Origin of the sequence: Corynebacterium sp. c24Ua_83, from assembly GCF_039907245.1 — a bacterium.
Taxonomy (GTDB): Bacteria; Actinomycetota; Actinomycetes; order Mycobacteriales; family Mycobacteriaceae; genus Corynebacterium.
Genome location: NZ_JASBOI010000016.1, coordinates 34,243 through 50,457, shown reverse-complemented (window position 1 = coordinate 50,457; position 16,215 = coordinate 34,243). Strand labels below are relative to the sequence as shown.

10 protein-coding genes are annotated in these 16,215 nt (G+C 62.7%); 4 read left to right on the top strand and 6 right to left on the bottom strand.

Annotation, left to right across the window (positions count from 1 at the left end):
- Nucleotides 1-87 precede the first annotated feature (87 nt).
- From QKE30_RS09115 to QKE30_RS09105, 3 genes are read right to left on the bottom strand one after another with little or no spacing between them, the layout of a single operon-like run.
- Complete coding sequence (locus QKE30_RS09115; RefSeq protein WP_239202419.1) at nucleotides 88-1,392, bottom strand: ABC transporter permease; 1,305 nt, start codon at nucleotides 1,390-1,392, stop codon at nucleotides 88-90.
- Nucleotides 1,393-1,397: 5 nt separating this feature from the next.
- The gene (locus QKE30_RS09110) at nucleotides 1,398-2,330 is read right to left on the bottom strand and encodes an ABC transporter ATP-binding protein (RefSeq protein WP_239202409.1); all 933 of its coding nucleotides are present in this window, start codon (nucleotides 2,328-2,330) and stop codon (nucleotides 1,398-1,400) included.
- Complete coding sequence (locus tag QKE30_RS09105) at nucleotides 2,327-2,701, bottom strand: GntR family transcriptional regulator (protein ID WP_239202407.1); 375 nt, start codon at nucleotides 2,699-2,701, stop codon at nucleotides 2,327-2,329. The genes QKE30_RS09110 and QKE30_RS09105 overlap by 4 nt, the downstream gene beginning before the upstream one ends.
- Before the next feature lie 187 nt (nucleotides 2,702-2,888).
- On the opposite strand from QKE30_RS09105, the gene QKE30_RS09100 reads away from it, so the two are divergent.
- The 3 genes from QKE30_RS09100 to QKE30_RS09090 all read left to right on the top strand — a co-directional run bounded on the left by QKE30_RS09100 (nucleotide 2,889) and on the right by QKE30_RS09090 (nucleotide 10,089).
- Entirely contained in the window at nucleotides 2,889-4,304 is a 1,416-nt protein-coding gene (locus QKE30_RS09100) for an NYN domain-containing protein (RefSeq protein WP_347934641.1), read from the top strand.
- A gap of 80 nt (nucleotides 4,305-4,384) precedes the next feature.
- The gene (locus QKE30_RS09095; RefSeq protein WP_239202395.1) at nucleotides 4,385-6,430 is read left to right on the top strand and encodes a galactan 5-O-arabinofuranosyltransferase; all 2,046 of its coding nucleotides are present in this window, start codon (nucleotides 4,385-4,387) and stop codon (nucleotides 6,428-6,430) included.
- Nucleotides 6,431-6,615: 185 nt separating this feature from the next.
- Nucleotides 6,616-10,089 (top strand): arabinosyltransferase domain-containing protein, encoded by a 3,474-nt coding sequence (locus QKE30_RS09090; RefSeq protein ID WP_239202393.1) that lies wholly within the window; start codon nucleotides 6,616-6,618, stop codon nucleotides 10,087-10,089.
- Between the two features lie 477 nt (nucleotides 10,090-10,566).
- Here the strand turns inward: QKE30_RS09090 and QKE30_RS09085 are convergent, their stop codons facing one another.
- From QKE30_RS09085 to QKE30_RS09075, 3 genes are all read right to left on the bottom strand, one after another.
- Nucleotides 10,567-11,994 carry a glycoside hydrolase family 25 protein gene (locus QKE30_RS09085; RefSeq protein ID WP_347934640.1) on the bottom strand — a complete coding sequence of 476 codons (1,428 nt, stop codon included), beginning with the start codon at nucleotides 11,992-11,994 and terminating at the stop codon, nucleotides 10,567-10,569.
- A gap of 123 nt (nucleotides 11,995-12,117) precedes the next feature.
- Nucleotides 12,118-13,086: a PrsW family intramembrane metalloprotease gene (locus tag QKE30_RS09080; RefSeq protein WP_239202417.1), complete on the bottom strand. Its 969-nt coding sequence runs from the start codon at nucleotides 13,084-13,086 to the stop codon at nucleotides 12,118-12,120.
- Nucleotides 13,079-13,744 carry a hypothetical protein gene (locus QKE30_RS09075; protein WP_347934639.1) on the bottom strand — a complete coding sequence of 222 codons (666 nt, stop codon included), beginning with the start codon at nucleotides 13,742-13,744 and terminating at the stop codon, nucleotides 13,079-13,081. The genes QKE30_RS09080 and QKE30_RS09075 overlap by 8 nt, the downstream gene beginning before the upstream one ends.
- A gap of 319 nt (nucleotides 13,745-14,063) precedes the next feature.
- On the opposite strand from QKE30_RS09075, the gene QKE30_RS09070 reads away from it, so the two are divergent.
- Nucleotides 14,064-16,181: a M13-type metalloendopeptidase gene (locus tag QKE30_RS09070; RefSeq protein ID WP_239202390.1), complete on the top strand. Its 2,118-nt coding sequence runs from the start codon at nucleotides 14,064-14,066 to the stop codon at nucleotides 16,179-16,181.
- Nucleotides 16,182-16,215 lie beyond the last annotated feature (34 nt).

Here is a 16,215-nt window from a genome sequence, read left to right as displayed (position 1 = left end):
CGCCGTGTCGCGCTGACTTGGATTAATGTACACACACCCCACACCAAACACAAACCCGCAGGCCACAAGGCATTTCCGCAGAGTGTTCTAGGCATCAGATCCTAGACCCAGATTCTCCTGGATTGATTCATGGGCCGTATCGAAACGCCCGATCCCCCATCGCAGCGCAGCGAATACGAGCACTGTCACCACACCCACTGCTCCAAGGATTGCACCAACAGGCCCCAATAGGTCGATTCCAGCCTCATCAATTTCTTGAACCGAGACGATGATCACCGCCATCGCGGCAGACATCAGCATGATGGCCAGCAGGCTGGCCACCCACCTCATCCATCCGCTGAAGCGGTTGCTCACCCAAAAGCTCACGATTACCACCGAGCCAAAGGCCATTGCCACTGTCGCTGCAACGAGCAGGGTCATCAGCAGACCCTTCCCGCTTACGTGCAGTTCTAGATCGCCGCCCCCCGGGAACAGTGCACTAAATAGCGCGAACTCCGCCGTTCCGATCAGCACCAGCAGCCCCACTCCCGGCATCCACAAAGCAAGCCGCCCCATAGCCGTTGCGTACCAGCTGCGGCGATCGCCGGAGAGCACCAGCCAATTGCGCAAGCTCGAGTTCAGCGTCTCACCGAGGTAGTAGGCAGCCACCAGCAGAATCATCGCGGCCGGGTACAGCCACATCGCCCCACTAGCCGTTAGCCCTGAGGCGAACCAACCGATCACACCGACGACTATCGCGATGAGTCCAGCCAGGTGCATCCAAGCCATGAAGCCGTCGATCCGCCAGGCTGCAAGGTAGTTGAGCGCCGTGGGGTTGTTGCCCTTCTTTTCTTGTTGACGCCACCTCGTCTCCGTATTTAACAATCCAACCAACGCGGCCTTATCCGCTTTGCCAAGCTCGTCTTTTTCAGAATCGCTAGAGTTCCTGTTGGCGGCCTTGATGACCTCGCTATTATCCCCGACACGTGCCAGAGCCCTGATGATGCTGGCCACATGCACGAGGAAGACGAATCCTAAGACAACCCAGAATGCCGGGATGTGCCAACTGAGAATTAGCGCAAGGACGTAGCCCAAAAGCATCGCTCCACAGACGACTGCTGATGCAATTGGCATGACTATCAGGAGGTTTCGGCGCATATCCGCCACGCTCATCCCCAGCGCTCGAAGCTGAGCTTTGTCCCACACTGTGGTGATCGGCTGCAGCCCCAGCGAGAGGCCAAACAGTAGGTATATCCCCAGCTTGAACCCGTTGATTTCCTCCCCACCCACGGCAAAGAAGAGGATCATCAGAACGAACACGGTGCTAAAACCAAGGTTCCCAGCTTTAGGAAGCAGCTGGCGCATGGCCAATTTCCAGTGCGTTCCCCAAGGCAGAGGTCGATAGGTGGTCACCAAGGCTAGAACTCCCTTCCGGTCAGCGCTAGCACCGCCTTCTCCAGGTCCGCGCTGGTTACGCGCACTCCGCTGCCTTCAATACGGGTGGCGAGATCCTGCACGCTATCGGTCCCCAGCCCGTGAGTATCAAGGACTACCCGGCGTAGGCCGGAGGACGTGGCGTCATTAAGAACAGAACCCACAGCCCCAACCTCCCCGAGCGCGGCGTCGACTCCCGCGGCGGAACCAGAGAGGATCGCGATGCGTTCGGTAATCGCGTCGAGGGTGCCGACTCCCGTAATGCGGCCCTTGTCGAGGAGGACGACGGAGTCGAGGATGCGGGCGGCGTCTTCGACGTGGTGGGTCGAGATGATGAATGTGCGCGGGTTGCGTTCCACGTCCTGCAAGAGATGCTTGTAGAACAGCTCGCGATTCTGCACGTCAAGGCCCAGGTAGGGCTCGTCGAGGAGGGTGACGGGACACTGGGCAGCCAGACCAATAACAATCGAGACCAGGGACTTTTGCCCGCGCGAGAGCTTAGACAGCGGTTTGCGCGTATCGACCTCGAAGTCTTCGCAGAGTTGGCCCGCATAGCGCTGATCCCAAGTCTCCCAGCGGGCGGCGACCACACTGAGTAACTGCTTGACCTTAATATCCGCGGGCCAAGGCACATCAGGGCCAGACAGTATCAAGCTGTTCAGCACTTCCGTGTTGTCGTACACCGGCTGACCGCCAATAAGGACTTCGCCCTGGGCGCGCAGTTGTCCGGAAATTGTGCGCAACAGAGTCGTCTTACCTGCACCGTTGCGGCCGATCAGGCCATAGACGCGGCCACCTGGCAGGTGCGCCGTCGCGCTATCAAGGGCGTGAGTGGCGCCGAGCTTGCGCCTGACGTCGCGCAGTTCAATGTCGGGAGCGGCGCCTGAGGCTACGACGGAAGATTGTGTGACGTTCATTCGTAGAGTCCTCGACTTTCTGCGACTTTGTCCATGAGGGTTTTCAGCTGTTTGCGATTCATGCCCAACTTGGCGGCCTCGTCGACGAGGGGAACCAAATAACTGGCCGCGAAGGCCTCCTTACGCAAGGCCAGGATTCGCTCGCGGGCGCCGTGTTCAACGAACATTCCCACGCCACGTCTCTTGGCCAACACGCCCTGATCGACAAGTAGCGCCAACCCTTTTCTGGCGGTTGCGGGGTTGATGCTGTGAAATTCTGCGAGTTCGTTAGTCGATGGCGCGCGTTCGCCCTCAGTAAGCGATCCATCCACGATCGCGTCCGCGATGAGGTCTGCGACCTGCTGAAAAAGCGGAGTCGACGATTCATTCATGGGGCACCTCCTTCCGCGGGCTGCTTAACAAGTTCCCAGTGCGCTCTGTACCTCAGTGCACTCTCAACACACCTAGTTAGTTGGTTAGTTACTTGTGCAAATAACCATACAACAAAGTTTTCGGGCATGCTAGAGGGAAAGAACCCAAAAGAACTAGTTACGAACGAAACGAAAAGAGCAATGAACAATGTTGGAACGCACACAGGTCTATGTCGACACGTCTTACCTGCTAGCAAGCTTTTATAACTCCTGGGACACCGGGGCTCGCGCCCAGTTAGAGATAGACCTTCCGGAGGTCGTGGCAGTCCTCGGCCAGATGATCCAGGACCAGCTGAAACAGCCCGTTCACCGGCAATTTTGGTACGACGGCATCCCCGATTCCGGCCCCCACCGCTACCAGCGCTCCCTGCGCAGCGAGCCGGGCGTGCAGCTACGCGCCGGTCAACTGATCGAATGGGGCGACCGCCGCACCCAAAAGGCAGTGGATACGCGCCTCGTCGCCGACATCGTTATCGCCGCGATGAAGCGCCAGGTATCCGACATCGTGCTCGTTTCTGGTGACGCCGACATGCTGCCCGGTGTTGAAGAGGCCGTCGCGGCAGGCATCCGCGTGCATCTATACGGTTTCGGCTGGGATTCCATGTCCTCCGCCCTGCGCTTCGCCTGCGATACGACCACGATCTTGGATCCGCGCGAAGACTTCCGCGACACCATGCGCTTGCAAGTGCTGGAAGGCCCCCTGCCGACTGGCGAACAACCCGAACAGCCCGAGGACAAGCCGCTGGGCGATGCGGAAGAGCCCGCGGACTCGAGCCCGTGCGTACTCACCGCCGCCGACGCTCCCGGGGATGGGCCTGCCGATGAAAGCGCTGCCGGGGGCTCTACCCCCGGAGACACCGCCGCCGGGAAAAGCGCTGGCGAGGAGAGTGTCGCCGCCGGCAATGCGGACGCACCCAAACCTGCGGATGCGCCCAAGCCCAAAGCTCCAACCACTCCTCAGATTCCGGAGCCTGTGCGCAGCGGCCCTGCCGCCACCTCCCGGGGCGCCACCGATCCGAGCGTGAACCAAGAAGTCACCCCAACTCCGGCAACCCAACCCGCCACGGAAACTGCAGCTGAGGCGGTCGAGGCAGCCGAAACTGCACAGAATGCAGACAGCGCACAACCCACACCGGCGGAGACCAGCACGTCGGCTGCGGCGGCCGGGCCGGGCACGACGGCGTCACCAAATAAGACAGCAGAAGAACAAGAAACAGAAGCACCCAAGCCGAAGCCGCGCCCGAACCCCGGCATGATGGCGCGCCACCGCAAGCTGCGCAGCCGCTACGTGCCGCTGCCGAACGAGGTGTGGGCGACCGCGGGCGAGCAGAGCCCGTCTGACATTGGCCAGCAGTACGCGGTGTGGTGGTACGACAATGTGGCGAACGAGGAACAGCGCGACAACGCCCACCTGCTGTCGGGCGGCGGGCTGCCTCCGGAGATCGACCGGCCGCTGCTGCAGTTTGCTTGCGAGACTCTGCACGAGTACACGCTCTCCGAAACGCAGCGCGTAGGCCTGCGCGACGGATTCCACTCCGGGATTAGGGCAATCATGCTGCGCTGACTGAGCGGGGCGTGACGGACGCGACCCGCACACGGCTTCGGACGACAGGGGTTGTCCGGGGCGTGTGCAAGAATGAAGCAATGAGCTCAAGTTCCGCCACGCAGGCTGATCGGACGGTCCCCTTCACCAAGGACGCGCTGTCCATCCGCCAGACTTTCGTGCGCCTCGTAGTAACCGCTGCGCTTGCATTCGCCGGAACCACCCTGGGGTGGTACCTGATGGCGCACACGAACTTCCCTGCTTTTACCAATAGCTTCGTGCTGCGCGGACTGACCACAGCGGCAATAGTCATCCTGGTCGTAGTCACCGGACTGGCTTGCTACTGGTGGGTCTACCCGGCGAGCCGGATGCTCAGCGGGCAGGCCACCGGTGCGCAGGGCAAGAGCTTAGGGGCGCGAAGATCGCAGCGACCAGCTCTGCGCGGGTGGGTCTCCATCCTACTGCAGTTGATCATGCACCTAGCGCCGGCCGTGCTGGTGCTGGCAGCGCTGGGCATTCCGCTGGCGGCGACCCAGCTTTACCTCGGCGGAATCAGCGTAGACCAGGCGTTTCGCACGCAATTCCTCACCCGCATGACCGACCACCTGGGGTGGGAGGACATGGCCTACATCGATCAGCCGTCCTTCTACCCCGGCCTGTGGTTCTTCAGCGGCGGACTGTTCGCCCGCACCTTTGGCCTGGACGGCTGGGTGGCGATGCAGCCCTGGGCGCTCATCACGATGGCCATGGCCGCCAGCATGCTGGTGCCGGTATGGCAGCGCATCTCCGGATCCCTGCCGATCGCCAGCGCACTGGCACTAGTGACCGTGACGGTTACCCTGACGGCCGGCGGCGACGAACCCTACGCGGCAATCGTGGCCATGGGCATGGCGCCAGCGTTCGTCCTCGCCCGGCGCGCGCTCCACGGAGGGCGCGCCGCGCTCGTCGGATCCATCATCTACCTGGGGCTTTCGGCAAACCTCTATACGCTGTACACCGCCGTATCCGCCCTGACCGTAGTGGTACTAGCGGTGGCTGGCGCGATTATGGAGCGCGGCATCAAGCCGCTGATCCGGCTGGTGGCAATCGGCGCAGGCTCCATCGCCATTGCCCTGCTGGGCTGGGCGCCGTACCTGTGGAGCCTAGTCACCCAGCCCCATGGCTCCACCAGCACCGCACAGCACTACCTGCCGGAAGTTGCCACACAGGTGCCCACCCCGTTCTTCGAGTCCGCGGCGATAGGCGTCCTCTCCATCATTGCGCTGATCTGGATGGTATTCCGGCGCAAAGACGGCGACGTCCGCGCTCTGACGCTCGGCCTACTTGTCTGCTACGCATGGGTGATCCTGTCGCTACTGATGACGGTCTTCGGCACCACGCTGCTGGGCTTCCGCATGGCTGTGCCAATCAGCATTATCCTCGCCGTTTCGGGCGTGCTAGCCATCGCCGATTGGCGACTGGTGTATGTTCCGCAGTTCACGGCGGCAGCGGGCCGCAAGCCTGTGAATGGCGTACTAATCAGTCGCGTGATGGCTATCGTGATGGCCGTATGTGGCATTCACTATGCGACGCAGATCCCCCACGAGCACGAAAACCACATCGACACGGCCTACACCGACACTGACGGCGAAGGAAAACGCGCGGACAAGCTTCCGGGCGATTCCGCCGTGTACTATTCACAGGTAGACGAGGTCCTCTCCGAGGAGCTCGGTGGCCGGTCCGGAAAGGTGCTGCTCACGGACGAGAAGAGCTTCTTGGCCTACTACCCGTACCACGCCTACCAGGCCTTTACCTCGCACTATGCCAACCCGTTGGGTGACTTCGCTCGCCGCAACGAGGAGATCGAGGGCTGGAGCAAGATCGCGGAACCCAAGGACCTGCTGGCTGCGATGGACAACGCAGAAAAGGAATATGGGTGGAAGGCACCCGACGCGCTACTCATGCGCGGGCAGTTGGATTCAACCGATAGCAGCAGCGACGGCGCCGACGACGCTGACAGCACATTTACCTACTTGGTAGCAGATGACATCTACCCCAGCCAGCCGAATGTACGGTTCCGCGCGATCCACTTCGATGCCTCTGCGTTCTCCGAAGGCTGGGATCTGCACCAGGTCGGGCCGTTTGTCATCGCGGTGCGCCAGCGCTGAGTCACCCAGCGCTGAGCAATCCAACGCTAGGTAGCGGAGCTGCGCACACCAGCAGGTCCCTGGCGCCGCGCACACTGTAGGTGGCGTCACAAAAGACTCTCTAAGTAACAGGAATTAACAGAAATCCCGGCGAATAGGCTAATTGAGTTCTGTGTTAGCCCGACCGTGGCCTACAATTACCTGTTGTGTCTAAAGTTCAGCAGCCAACAGGGAAACTAAAGTTAGCGTCCATCATCTCCGGCCTCATCGGCATGGTGATGTTCCTTTCTTTGCCTTTCCTGCCTGTAAACCAGGTACAGTCCTCTTTCAACTGGCCTCAGGACGATGACCTCACATCCGTCCAGGCGCCCCTGATCTCCTACGTCCCCCAAGACGTAGACATCACGGTTCCCATCCAGGAAGTTCGCAACCTGGAAAGCGGTGCGACAAACATTCTGTCCACCCTCCCGCCAGAATCCACAGAGGCCACCCTGCGCGGCATGTTCGTCCGCTCCACCGACGACAGCCTCGACGTGGTCGTGCGCAACGTCGTCCCGCTGTCCATTAATAAGGACGCTCTGCGGAAGCTGCCGGACGACGCGCAGCTGCGCATCACCTCCGACTACGAATCCACCCGCGCCTGGGTTCCGGACGCAGACAAGCACCTGGACTACGCGTTGGATTCCACCATCGATGCCGACGTTCGCCCCGCTCTCACCGGCATCTACACGGATATCAAGAACACGGAGAAGAACTCCAACAGCACGATCGACGCGGGCTTCCAGGCACACGTCACCGTCGATTCGCGCTTCACCTCTTCCCCGTCGGCCATCAAGTACCTGGCCATCTTCGTGGGCATCATCGCCACCGCGATTGCCCTGTACTGTCTGTACCGCATCGATATCCTCGACAAGCGAACTACGTCCCGCCGCCTGTTCCACCGCGACTGGTGGAAGCCCCGACCTCTCGACGGCGTAGTCGGCTTCATCCTGCTGGCCTGGTACTTTGTCGGTGCCAACACCTCGGATGACGGCTACTTGCTGACCATGGCCAAGGTCTCCCACGAGTCCGGCTACATGGCCAACTACTACCGCTGGTTCGGCGTACCGGAATCCCCCTTCGGATCGCCGTTCTACGACCTGCTGGCACTGATGACGCAGGTCACCTCCGCATCCATCTGGATGCGCCTGCCCTCTCTGATCGCGGGCATTGTCACGTGGCTGTTCCTTTCCCGTGAGGTCATGCCACGCCTCGGCGCCAAGATCAACCAGCGCCAAGTCGCCCACTGGACCATGGCGGCAACGTTCCTGCTGTTCTGGATGACCTTCAACAACGGCACGCGCCCGGAGCCGATCATCGCCGTGCTCTCCCTGCTGGCTTGGGTCTCCTTCGAACGCGCCATCGCCACCCACCGCCTGCTGCCCGCCGCGGTCGGCACGATCATCGCCACCCTGGCGCTGGGAGCGGGCCCGACTGGCCTGATGGCCGTCTCCGCCCTGCTGGCCTCCCTGGGCGCGCTGATCCGCATTCTCACCCGCCGCCTGCCTCTGTTGGGCGCGCCGAAGGGTGCCCCGAAGAAGACGGTCATTGCGGCCATCCTGGCGCAGATCGCGCCGTTCCTGGCCGCCGGCACCGCGATCCTCACGGCTGTGTTCGCAGACCAGACGCTGCGCACCGTCGCCGAGGCCATCAAGCTGCGTGGAGAAATCGGCCCGTCTATGCAGTGGTTCGAGGAGTTCCGTCGCTACGAAGCCCTCATGGAGCAGACCGTCGACGGCAGCTTCCCGCGCCGCTTCACCATGGTCATGCTGTTCTTCTGCATTGGCATCGTCGTGGCTGCCATGCTGCGCAACGGGCGCATCACCGGTACTGCTAAGGCTCCGTCCACTCGCCTGTTGCTGATCATTCTGGGCACGCTGTTCTTCATGACGTTCACGCCCACCAAGTGGACCCACCACTTCGGCGTGTTCGCGGGTATCGGTGCTGCGCTGACGGCCCTAGCATCCGTTGCCGCCTCGCGCTTCGCACTGCAGACCAGGCGCAACCAACTGCTGTTCCTGGGCTCTACCCTGATGCTGTTCGCCTTCACCCTCGCCGGCCCGAACGGTTGGTGGTACCTGTCCTCCTACGGTGTGCCGTGGTGGGATAAGCCGGTGCAGCTCTCTGGTATCACCGCTAGCACCGTGATGCTTGCTGTATCTGTCGTGGTTCTTTTCTGGGGTGTGATCGTCGGCTTTCTTGCGGACGCCAAACGCGCCCGTGCCACCACCGAATCGGAAGTGGCAGATCTTGAGCGGGCCGAGACTAAGAAGCTCCATCAGTTCCGCGGCCTGACGGCCGCGCCAATCGCCGTGCTGACGGCCTTCACGGTCGTGTTCACCCTGGCCTCCCTGACGAAGGGCATGGTCAGCCAGTGGCCCGCCTACTCCGTGGGCAAGGGCAACGTGATGGCTCTCACGGGCCAGACCTGTAACCAGGCTGCGGATGTTCTGGTGGAGACCAACACCAACGACTCCTTCCTCCAGCCTGCCGACGGCAGCTCCCTGAAGGAATCCCTGACCAGCGGCGGGGGGCGCGGCTTCGAGCCGAACAACATCCCCGCCAAGATCGACTCCAAGTCCACCGGCAACTCCCAGGCCACGGTGGGCTCTTCCGACCAGTTCCGTAGCGAGGATTCCGGCTCCGACGACACGAACGCTTCCTCTGACCAGGGAGACACGCAGAATGCGGCGTCACAGGATAGGACAACGAACAAGTCCGAGGGAGAGACGAGCAGCAATGACGGCAACGACGGCGGCGACGCATCCGGCACCACCGGCGGCCTGAAGGCCACCAAGGGCGTGAACGGATCCTATGCCGTGCTGCCGTTCGGAATCGACGCGAACAAGGTGCCAGTGGTCGGCTCGTACACCGAGGGCCTGCAGACACCCGCGAACACCACGACCAGCTGGTACAGCCTGCCGGAGGACCGCGAGGGTCTGCCGCTGCTAGTGTTCAGCGTGGCCGGGCAGGTCGGACACTTCGACATGGACGGCGTCTTCAAGTACGGCCAGGAGATCAAGGTTCAGTTCGGCAAGTCCGGTGGTTCCAAGAAGGCTGAGGACTTTGAGGTGCTCGGCGAGCAGATTCCGCTGGATCCGGGCTACGCGCCCGAGTGGCGTAACCTGCGCATCCCGATGGACGAAGTTCCGGAGGACGCGGACTCGGTACGCATTGTGGCGAACGATCCGAACCTGACGCCCACACAGTGGATTGCCATTACACCGCCGCGCGTGCCAGAGATGGAGTCACTGAACGACTACGTGGGCTCCGAAGCGCCGACGCTGCTGGACTGGACCATCGCTTTCCAGTTCCCGTGCCAGAAGCCGTACGACCACTGGGCGGGCGTGGCCGAGGCAGCAGAGTTCCGCATTTCGCCGGACCACGACGTCCGCAGCAACCACACGCCGGTGATGGACTACTCCGGTGGTGGCTCCTACGGGCTGGTGCAGATGACCTCGCAGGCCGAGGAGATACCGACCTACCTGCAGGACGACTGGCAGCGAGACTGGGGTGTGCTGGATAAGCTGACCCCGTTCCCGAATGCGAACGGCGATAAGCCGAAGCCGGTGAAGCTGGATACGGAGACGGATAAGCGCTCTGGGCTCTGGTACAACGGGCCGATGAAGTTCTCGGACTAGGTTCGGGGCGGCTGGCCCCTGGACAAGGCTGAGCGGGGTGGTGAAAATCCACTCCGCCTTTTTCATGCCTTGGTCCCCCTTCATGCTCTGGCACTTATGCATGCCCCCCTAGGAACCCTGCGCTAGAGGGACGATGTCCCAAATCTTCCACCTTCGAGGAGTAGCTCCTTTGCAGCAAAAAACTGCGAAGCCCTGACCTGCGGAAATAGATAGCTATAAAAACAGAGTGGAAGATTTGGGACATTCCCCAGCTCTAGCTCGCCAAGACAGGGATGGATGACCGTGGAGCATGCACGACCGAGACAGGGATGCAAAAGCAGGGTAGGAACGCAAGTGCGGGATAGGGATGCAAAAAGCGCCGCCCGGTTAGGGCGACGCTTCATTGCTTGTAGCTGTTTGCTCGCTAGCTCGCTAACGCGCAGATTGAATGCGCTCAGTTAGCTGCAAGGCTGCGGTGCCAGCAGCGGCACCATGTGCTTAGTTAGTAGCGGGAGCCGGGGCTGCCGGCGGAACCGGAGCGGCCGGAGCCTGGTCAGCGGCCGGCGCGGCGGCAGCGTCCGCCGGAGCGGTGCCATCCGGGTTCGCGGACTTGGCGGCATCCGCCAGCTCAGCAAAGGCATTAGCGTCAGGCTGGACCTCGCCGTTCTCCAGCTTAGCGTTCCAGTTGGAGATGCCACCGAACTGCTGCAGCAGGCTCAGGATCTGGCCGATGTTCACCGTGCCGCCCTGGGCGCCAGCGCCCGGCGTGTAGCCCTGAACCAGCCTCAGGATGGCCTCGACCGGCAGCTTGTTTCCACCGGAGTTGAACTCCTTCAGCGCTCCGGACAGTGCGGTGTAGGCGGTCAGAACCTCCTGGGCCGCCTTCACGGAACCAGTTGCCTGGGCGCCCTGATCCGGTCCGCCAGCAGATCCTGCGACCTGTGCCGGATCCATGCCCTGCAGCTGCTTCTGCCCCTGGGTTAGCAGAACCTCCGGGGATACACGGCCGCCGATAACGCCCAGCAACTGCATCATAAAGTCAGAGGCCAACGGGACGTTCACGCCGGTGGCGTGCTCAATCTTGTTGGCGATCTCAGCTTCGCCTTCAACGGCGGGACGCATCGGGTCCATCGCCTCGGAAGCCTGGCCTGCGGCGGTATCCGCAGGCATGCCGGATGCCAGGGCGTTCAGGGCAGCGTCGTCACCGTAGTACTTGTTCAGGTCCACCTGGGTCTGCACACCATTAACGCGGCCGGAGCCGGAGTACTGCCAGAAGGTGACGTGGTCCCAACCGCCCGGGATCTTATCCGGCAAAGTGTCGCGGTAGTAGGCCAGCCACAGCGGGTACTCGGAGAACTCAGTGGTATTGGCCATCCGCTGGATCCAGAAGCTGTAGTAGGTGTAGATGATCGGATCGCGGCCAGTCTGGACCTTAATCTCGTCGATCCACTCGCGGACCCAATTCTGCAGCTGGGTCGGGTTCAGGCCCTCGTGCTCCTCCAGGTCCAGAACCGGGGGCAGCGAGGGCTGCACGCCGGTGGCCAGAACGCTGGCGTAATGGCGAGCCTCGGCGCGCGGGTTGCCGCTGCCCGGGCGGGCGTAGTGGTAGCTACCCGGAACCAGGCCGGCTTGCTGAGCCTTTGCGGAGTCCGTGGTGAACGCCGGGTTGGTGTAGGACGTGCCCTCGGTCGCCTTGACGAAGACGAAGGACTGGCCGGACTGCTTCACGGCAGTCCAGTCGATTGCTGCACCACCGGGGTGCTGGTGGGAGGCAACGTCGATGCCATTCAGCGCCCACGAGGGGACGGGAATGACATCGGTGGCGACGAGCGCTGCAACCGTCAAAGCGGAGCCAGCGAGTGCCGTTGCGGTGAGGCGTTTCGGTACGGACGTGCGCGTGGAGCGGCGCCATGGCAGTGAAATCATGAATCACACCATACCCAAAAACCACTGATTTCACATTATTCACATCAACCCCATGGGGAACATCTTTCACCCCATGAAACCATCGACCGAGAAATCCCTGCTCAAGCCCTCATGTGATTTTCGTCACACTCGCTGATATATCGTCACAGCTGGGCAAACACCGCGCTTTTTCCACCGCAGAAACTCCACACTCGTCCACACAATCGCCCAGACTGCGAGCGCCGCCAGCGCCACCCAGACGAAGCCCATCCACAGCAGCTGAAACACTGGCGACACATCTAGCCAGCGAATATTCCACGCAAAGTGCGTCAAGAAGCCCAGGCCACCCCACAACACGACGGCCCCCAGGCGCCAGGCGACACCGCGCGGCTGCCCCGCTTTCGCTCCCACGAACATCGCCAGGCCGATCCCATAGCCGACCAGCGCGCTGAACATCATGTGCTTCGCAGGTCCGGCGATCACTCGCACGAGGTACGTCGACAAGGCTCCTTGCATGTCAGACACCGGATCCATCACCGCCAGCATCATCGCGTACATCATGTTCTCGAAGACCTCGAAACCCAGCCCCACCAGCAATCCGGCGATAATGCCGTGCCACGGGCGGTTCCACCAAACGCGCCCCATCCACAGCAGGAGCCAGATGCCCAGACCCTTAGCGATCTCCTCCGGGTAGGCGCCTCCAAAGCTGGCCGTCAGCCCGTGCCAACCCAGCTTGTCTACGGTGCTCACCACCGGCGGCTGAATCACCACCGCCGCCAGCACCACGGAGGCCGCCCCACCCCACAGCACCGCCAGCGCGGCCAGCCGCTTAGGTGTGCCCCTATATATCGGCAGCGCCCACACGCACAGCAACGCCCCCGCCAGGTGCAACGCACCGATCAGCAGCACCAGCGTCAGCGTTGGGCTAACCGTTGAAGGATTATTGCCAATTAGCAGAAACCCGGACATCACGAGGCTCGGAACCACCAGCAGCCAGTACGCCGCCAGCCAGCCGTCGCGGAAAAGTCCCAGTTTCGGCCGTTGCTGGGGCGGATGCTTCAAGTGAAACTCGAGTGGCACCTCGAACACGCGGTAGTTGCGCACCTTAAACATCGGATTCACCTGCGCTTTCTGCGTTGTCCTCCAAGCTGACGCCGCGCACGAACTCGTCGATCTCTTCTAACTGCCTTCTGATTGACGCCGACTTCACCGGCATCTGCACCACCACTATCGGGGCCGTGCCATCGGGTTCGAGACTGTGCTCCAGTTCGCTATTGGGCTCCCCGCCGGTGCCATCGTTCGCAGCGGCGCCGGCTTCCCCGCTGCCGTCCGATGAACCCGCATCCGGGGCCCGCACAAACGCGACTGCCATGAATCGTTTCTCCCCCAGCTTGTAGGTATCCGTCACGCGCAATTGCTTGACCTGCGACTTTTTTAGCAGCTCTCGGTTTTCCTCCGAGATCTTGCCCAGCACGTCGATCGACTGCAGGTTCACACCGTCCTGGAAAACTATCGCACGCACGGCGCGGTTCACGGCCTGCGAGATGGGTTCCTCGCCGCCTTTCACGTCCACGCCCGATAGGCCGGTCACTCCGTAGCTTTCTCCATCGCAATCCAATTCCATCACTCCGGGGCGACCCAGGCCGGGTGAATCGTGGCATTCCTCCAGGGAGGCAAACCGCAGCGGCCACTCGGAATAGGTGAGAACCGAGTCCGCCATCCCTTCCGCGACGGTCAGGGATTGGGGCTCGTCTTCCAGGGTGGCGTCCACAATAAAAACGCCCCCAACCAGCAACAACAGTGTCCCTAAAAGATAGGCAGAGTAGGCACCGCTCCGCTGCGGACTGGTCGGCGCGGGGCGATATGTGGTCGGTGGGGCGGGCTTGGCAGGCTTTGCGGGTGGCGCGGGGCGGGCTGGCACAGGCGGGACCGGGGCCATCGGTCGCTGTGCTGGGCGGACTGGCGGACCCTGTGATGGGCGAGCCGGCCGCCCATGTTGCGGCCCCTGTGGCGCGGGATGATGGAACATACGCCATAGCCTAACCACTGTGCCGGACACCCTGTCTGCGGCGGTGTCTAAGGTGGTGGGCATGGTAGAAAACAACGCTGCAAAAACAAAGGCTGTAGATATCCCGGACGACATCTCCGAGGCCGCGCCGCAGAATCAAGCTGGCGAGGCCACCCAGCCCTCGCCTGCACAGGACCTGTACCGGCACGTCAACGGCACCTGGCTGGCGACCCACACGATCCCCAGCGATCGCCCCGTCGACGGCACCTTTCACCAGCTGCGTGACCTCGCCGAGCAGGAGGTCCGCGAGATTGTAGAGGCCGCCGCCACCGACGAGCCGAACGGCCGCGTGGGCGCCCTGTACTCCTCTTTTATGGACGTGCAGGGCATCGCCGCCGCGGGTCTGGCCGGCCTGCGGGAGCCCTTGGGGCTTGTTAGTGACGCCACCTCGATCAGCGACCTGGCCAAGGTACTCGGCAGGCTCGATATGGAGGGCACCGGTGGTGTTGCGGGGTATTGGATCGAGAAGGATTCCAGCCAGGACATTCAGCGTGCCTACCTGGTGCAGACCGGGCTCGGTCTGCCGGACGAGGCGTACTACCGGGAGGAGCAGCACGCGCCGACCCGCGAGGCCTACCGCGAGTTCGTAAAGGACATGCTGGGGCTGGTCAGCGAGCTGGAGCTGCCCGGGAAGTATGCGGATGCGGGCGCTACTGCCGCGGCGGATGCGATCTGCGCTTTCGAGACCGAGCTGGCGCGCGGGCACTGGGACAACGTGGCCAGCCGCGATGCGGAGAAGACATATAACCCGACGAAGGTGGAGGATCTGCCGACGGGCTTCCCCTTCCGCGAGTGGCTGGCGGCCACGGGCGTGGATACCCAGAGCGCGGGCGGGGGCACGATCGTGGTGTGCCAGCCCAGCTACCTGGAGCACGTCGCGGCCATGGCCACCGGAGAGGGCGATAGCCCGCAGGTCAGTGGCCTGGACGAGTGGAAGCTCTGGGCCTACTGGCGGGTGATCTTGAGCAGCGCGGCATACCTGCCGACGGAGGTGAACCTGCGGAACTGGGAGTTCTACGGGCGCACCCTGTCCGGCGCTACGGAGCAGCGGGCGCGGTGGAAGCGCGGCGTCGCTCTGGTCGAAGGTGCTGTGGGCGAGGAAGTCGGCAAGAATTTCGTCGCCGAGCACTTCCCGCCGGAGCACAAGCAGAAGATGCTGGAGCTGGTGGATTACCTGATCGCCGCCTACCGCGAGCGCATTAGCGAGCTAGCCTGGATGACCCCCGCTACGCGCGAGAAGGCGCTGGCGAAGCTGGAGAAGTTCGAGGCGAAGATCGGCTACCCGGATAAGTGGCGCGACTTCGACGGCCTGGAGTTCGGCGCCACCGGCGCGGACCTGCTGGCGAACGTGCGGGCGGCCAGCCGCTTCAACCACAACTACGAGGTTTCCAAGTTGGGCAAGCCCAGCGACAACGAGACCTGGTTCACCACCCCGCAGACGGTGAATGCGTTCTACAACCCGGTGAAGAACGACATCACCTTCCCGGCGGCGATCCTGCGCACGCCGTTCTTCGACCCGGCGGCGGACATGGCCGGCAACTTCGGCGCCATCGGCGCTGTGATTGGCCACGAGATTGGCCACGGCTTTGACGACCAGGGGTCGAAGTACGACGGCGACGGAAACCTGAACTCCTGGTGGACCGAGGAGGACCGCGAGGCCTTCACCGCGCTGACCGACAAGCTGGTGGCCCAGTACGACGGCCTGGTGCCGACGGGCCTGCGCCAGCGCGGGATCACCGAGCACACTGTTAACGGCAGCTTCACCCTGGGTGAAAACATCGGTGACCTGGGCGGATTGGGCATCGCCATCGTGGCTCTGCGCCGCTACCTGGCGGACCAGGGGCAGACCTTCGAGACAGCCGAGAAGCTGCCGGTCGAGGGGCTGGTGGATGCCGAGGGCAACCCGGACACAACCGAGTACACCGCCCTGCAGCGCGTGTTCCTGCGCTGGGCACGGATCTGGCAGACCGCGATCCGCCCGCAGATGGCGGCTCAGTACGCCTCCATCGACCCGCACTCGCCGGCGGAGTTCCGCTGCAACGTGGTCTCCAGCAACATCGCGGAGTTCTACGAAGCCTTCGACGTCTCGGAGGGCGACGGAATGTGGCTGGCCGAGGACGAGCGCGTCTGCATCTGGTAGCGGCGCCCGCTGGGCTTGCCCGGCGCGGCGGAGC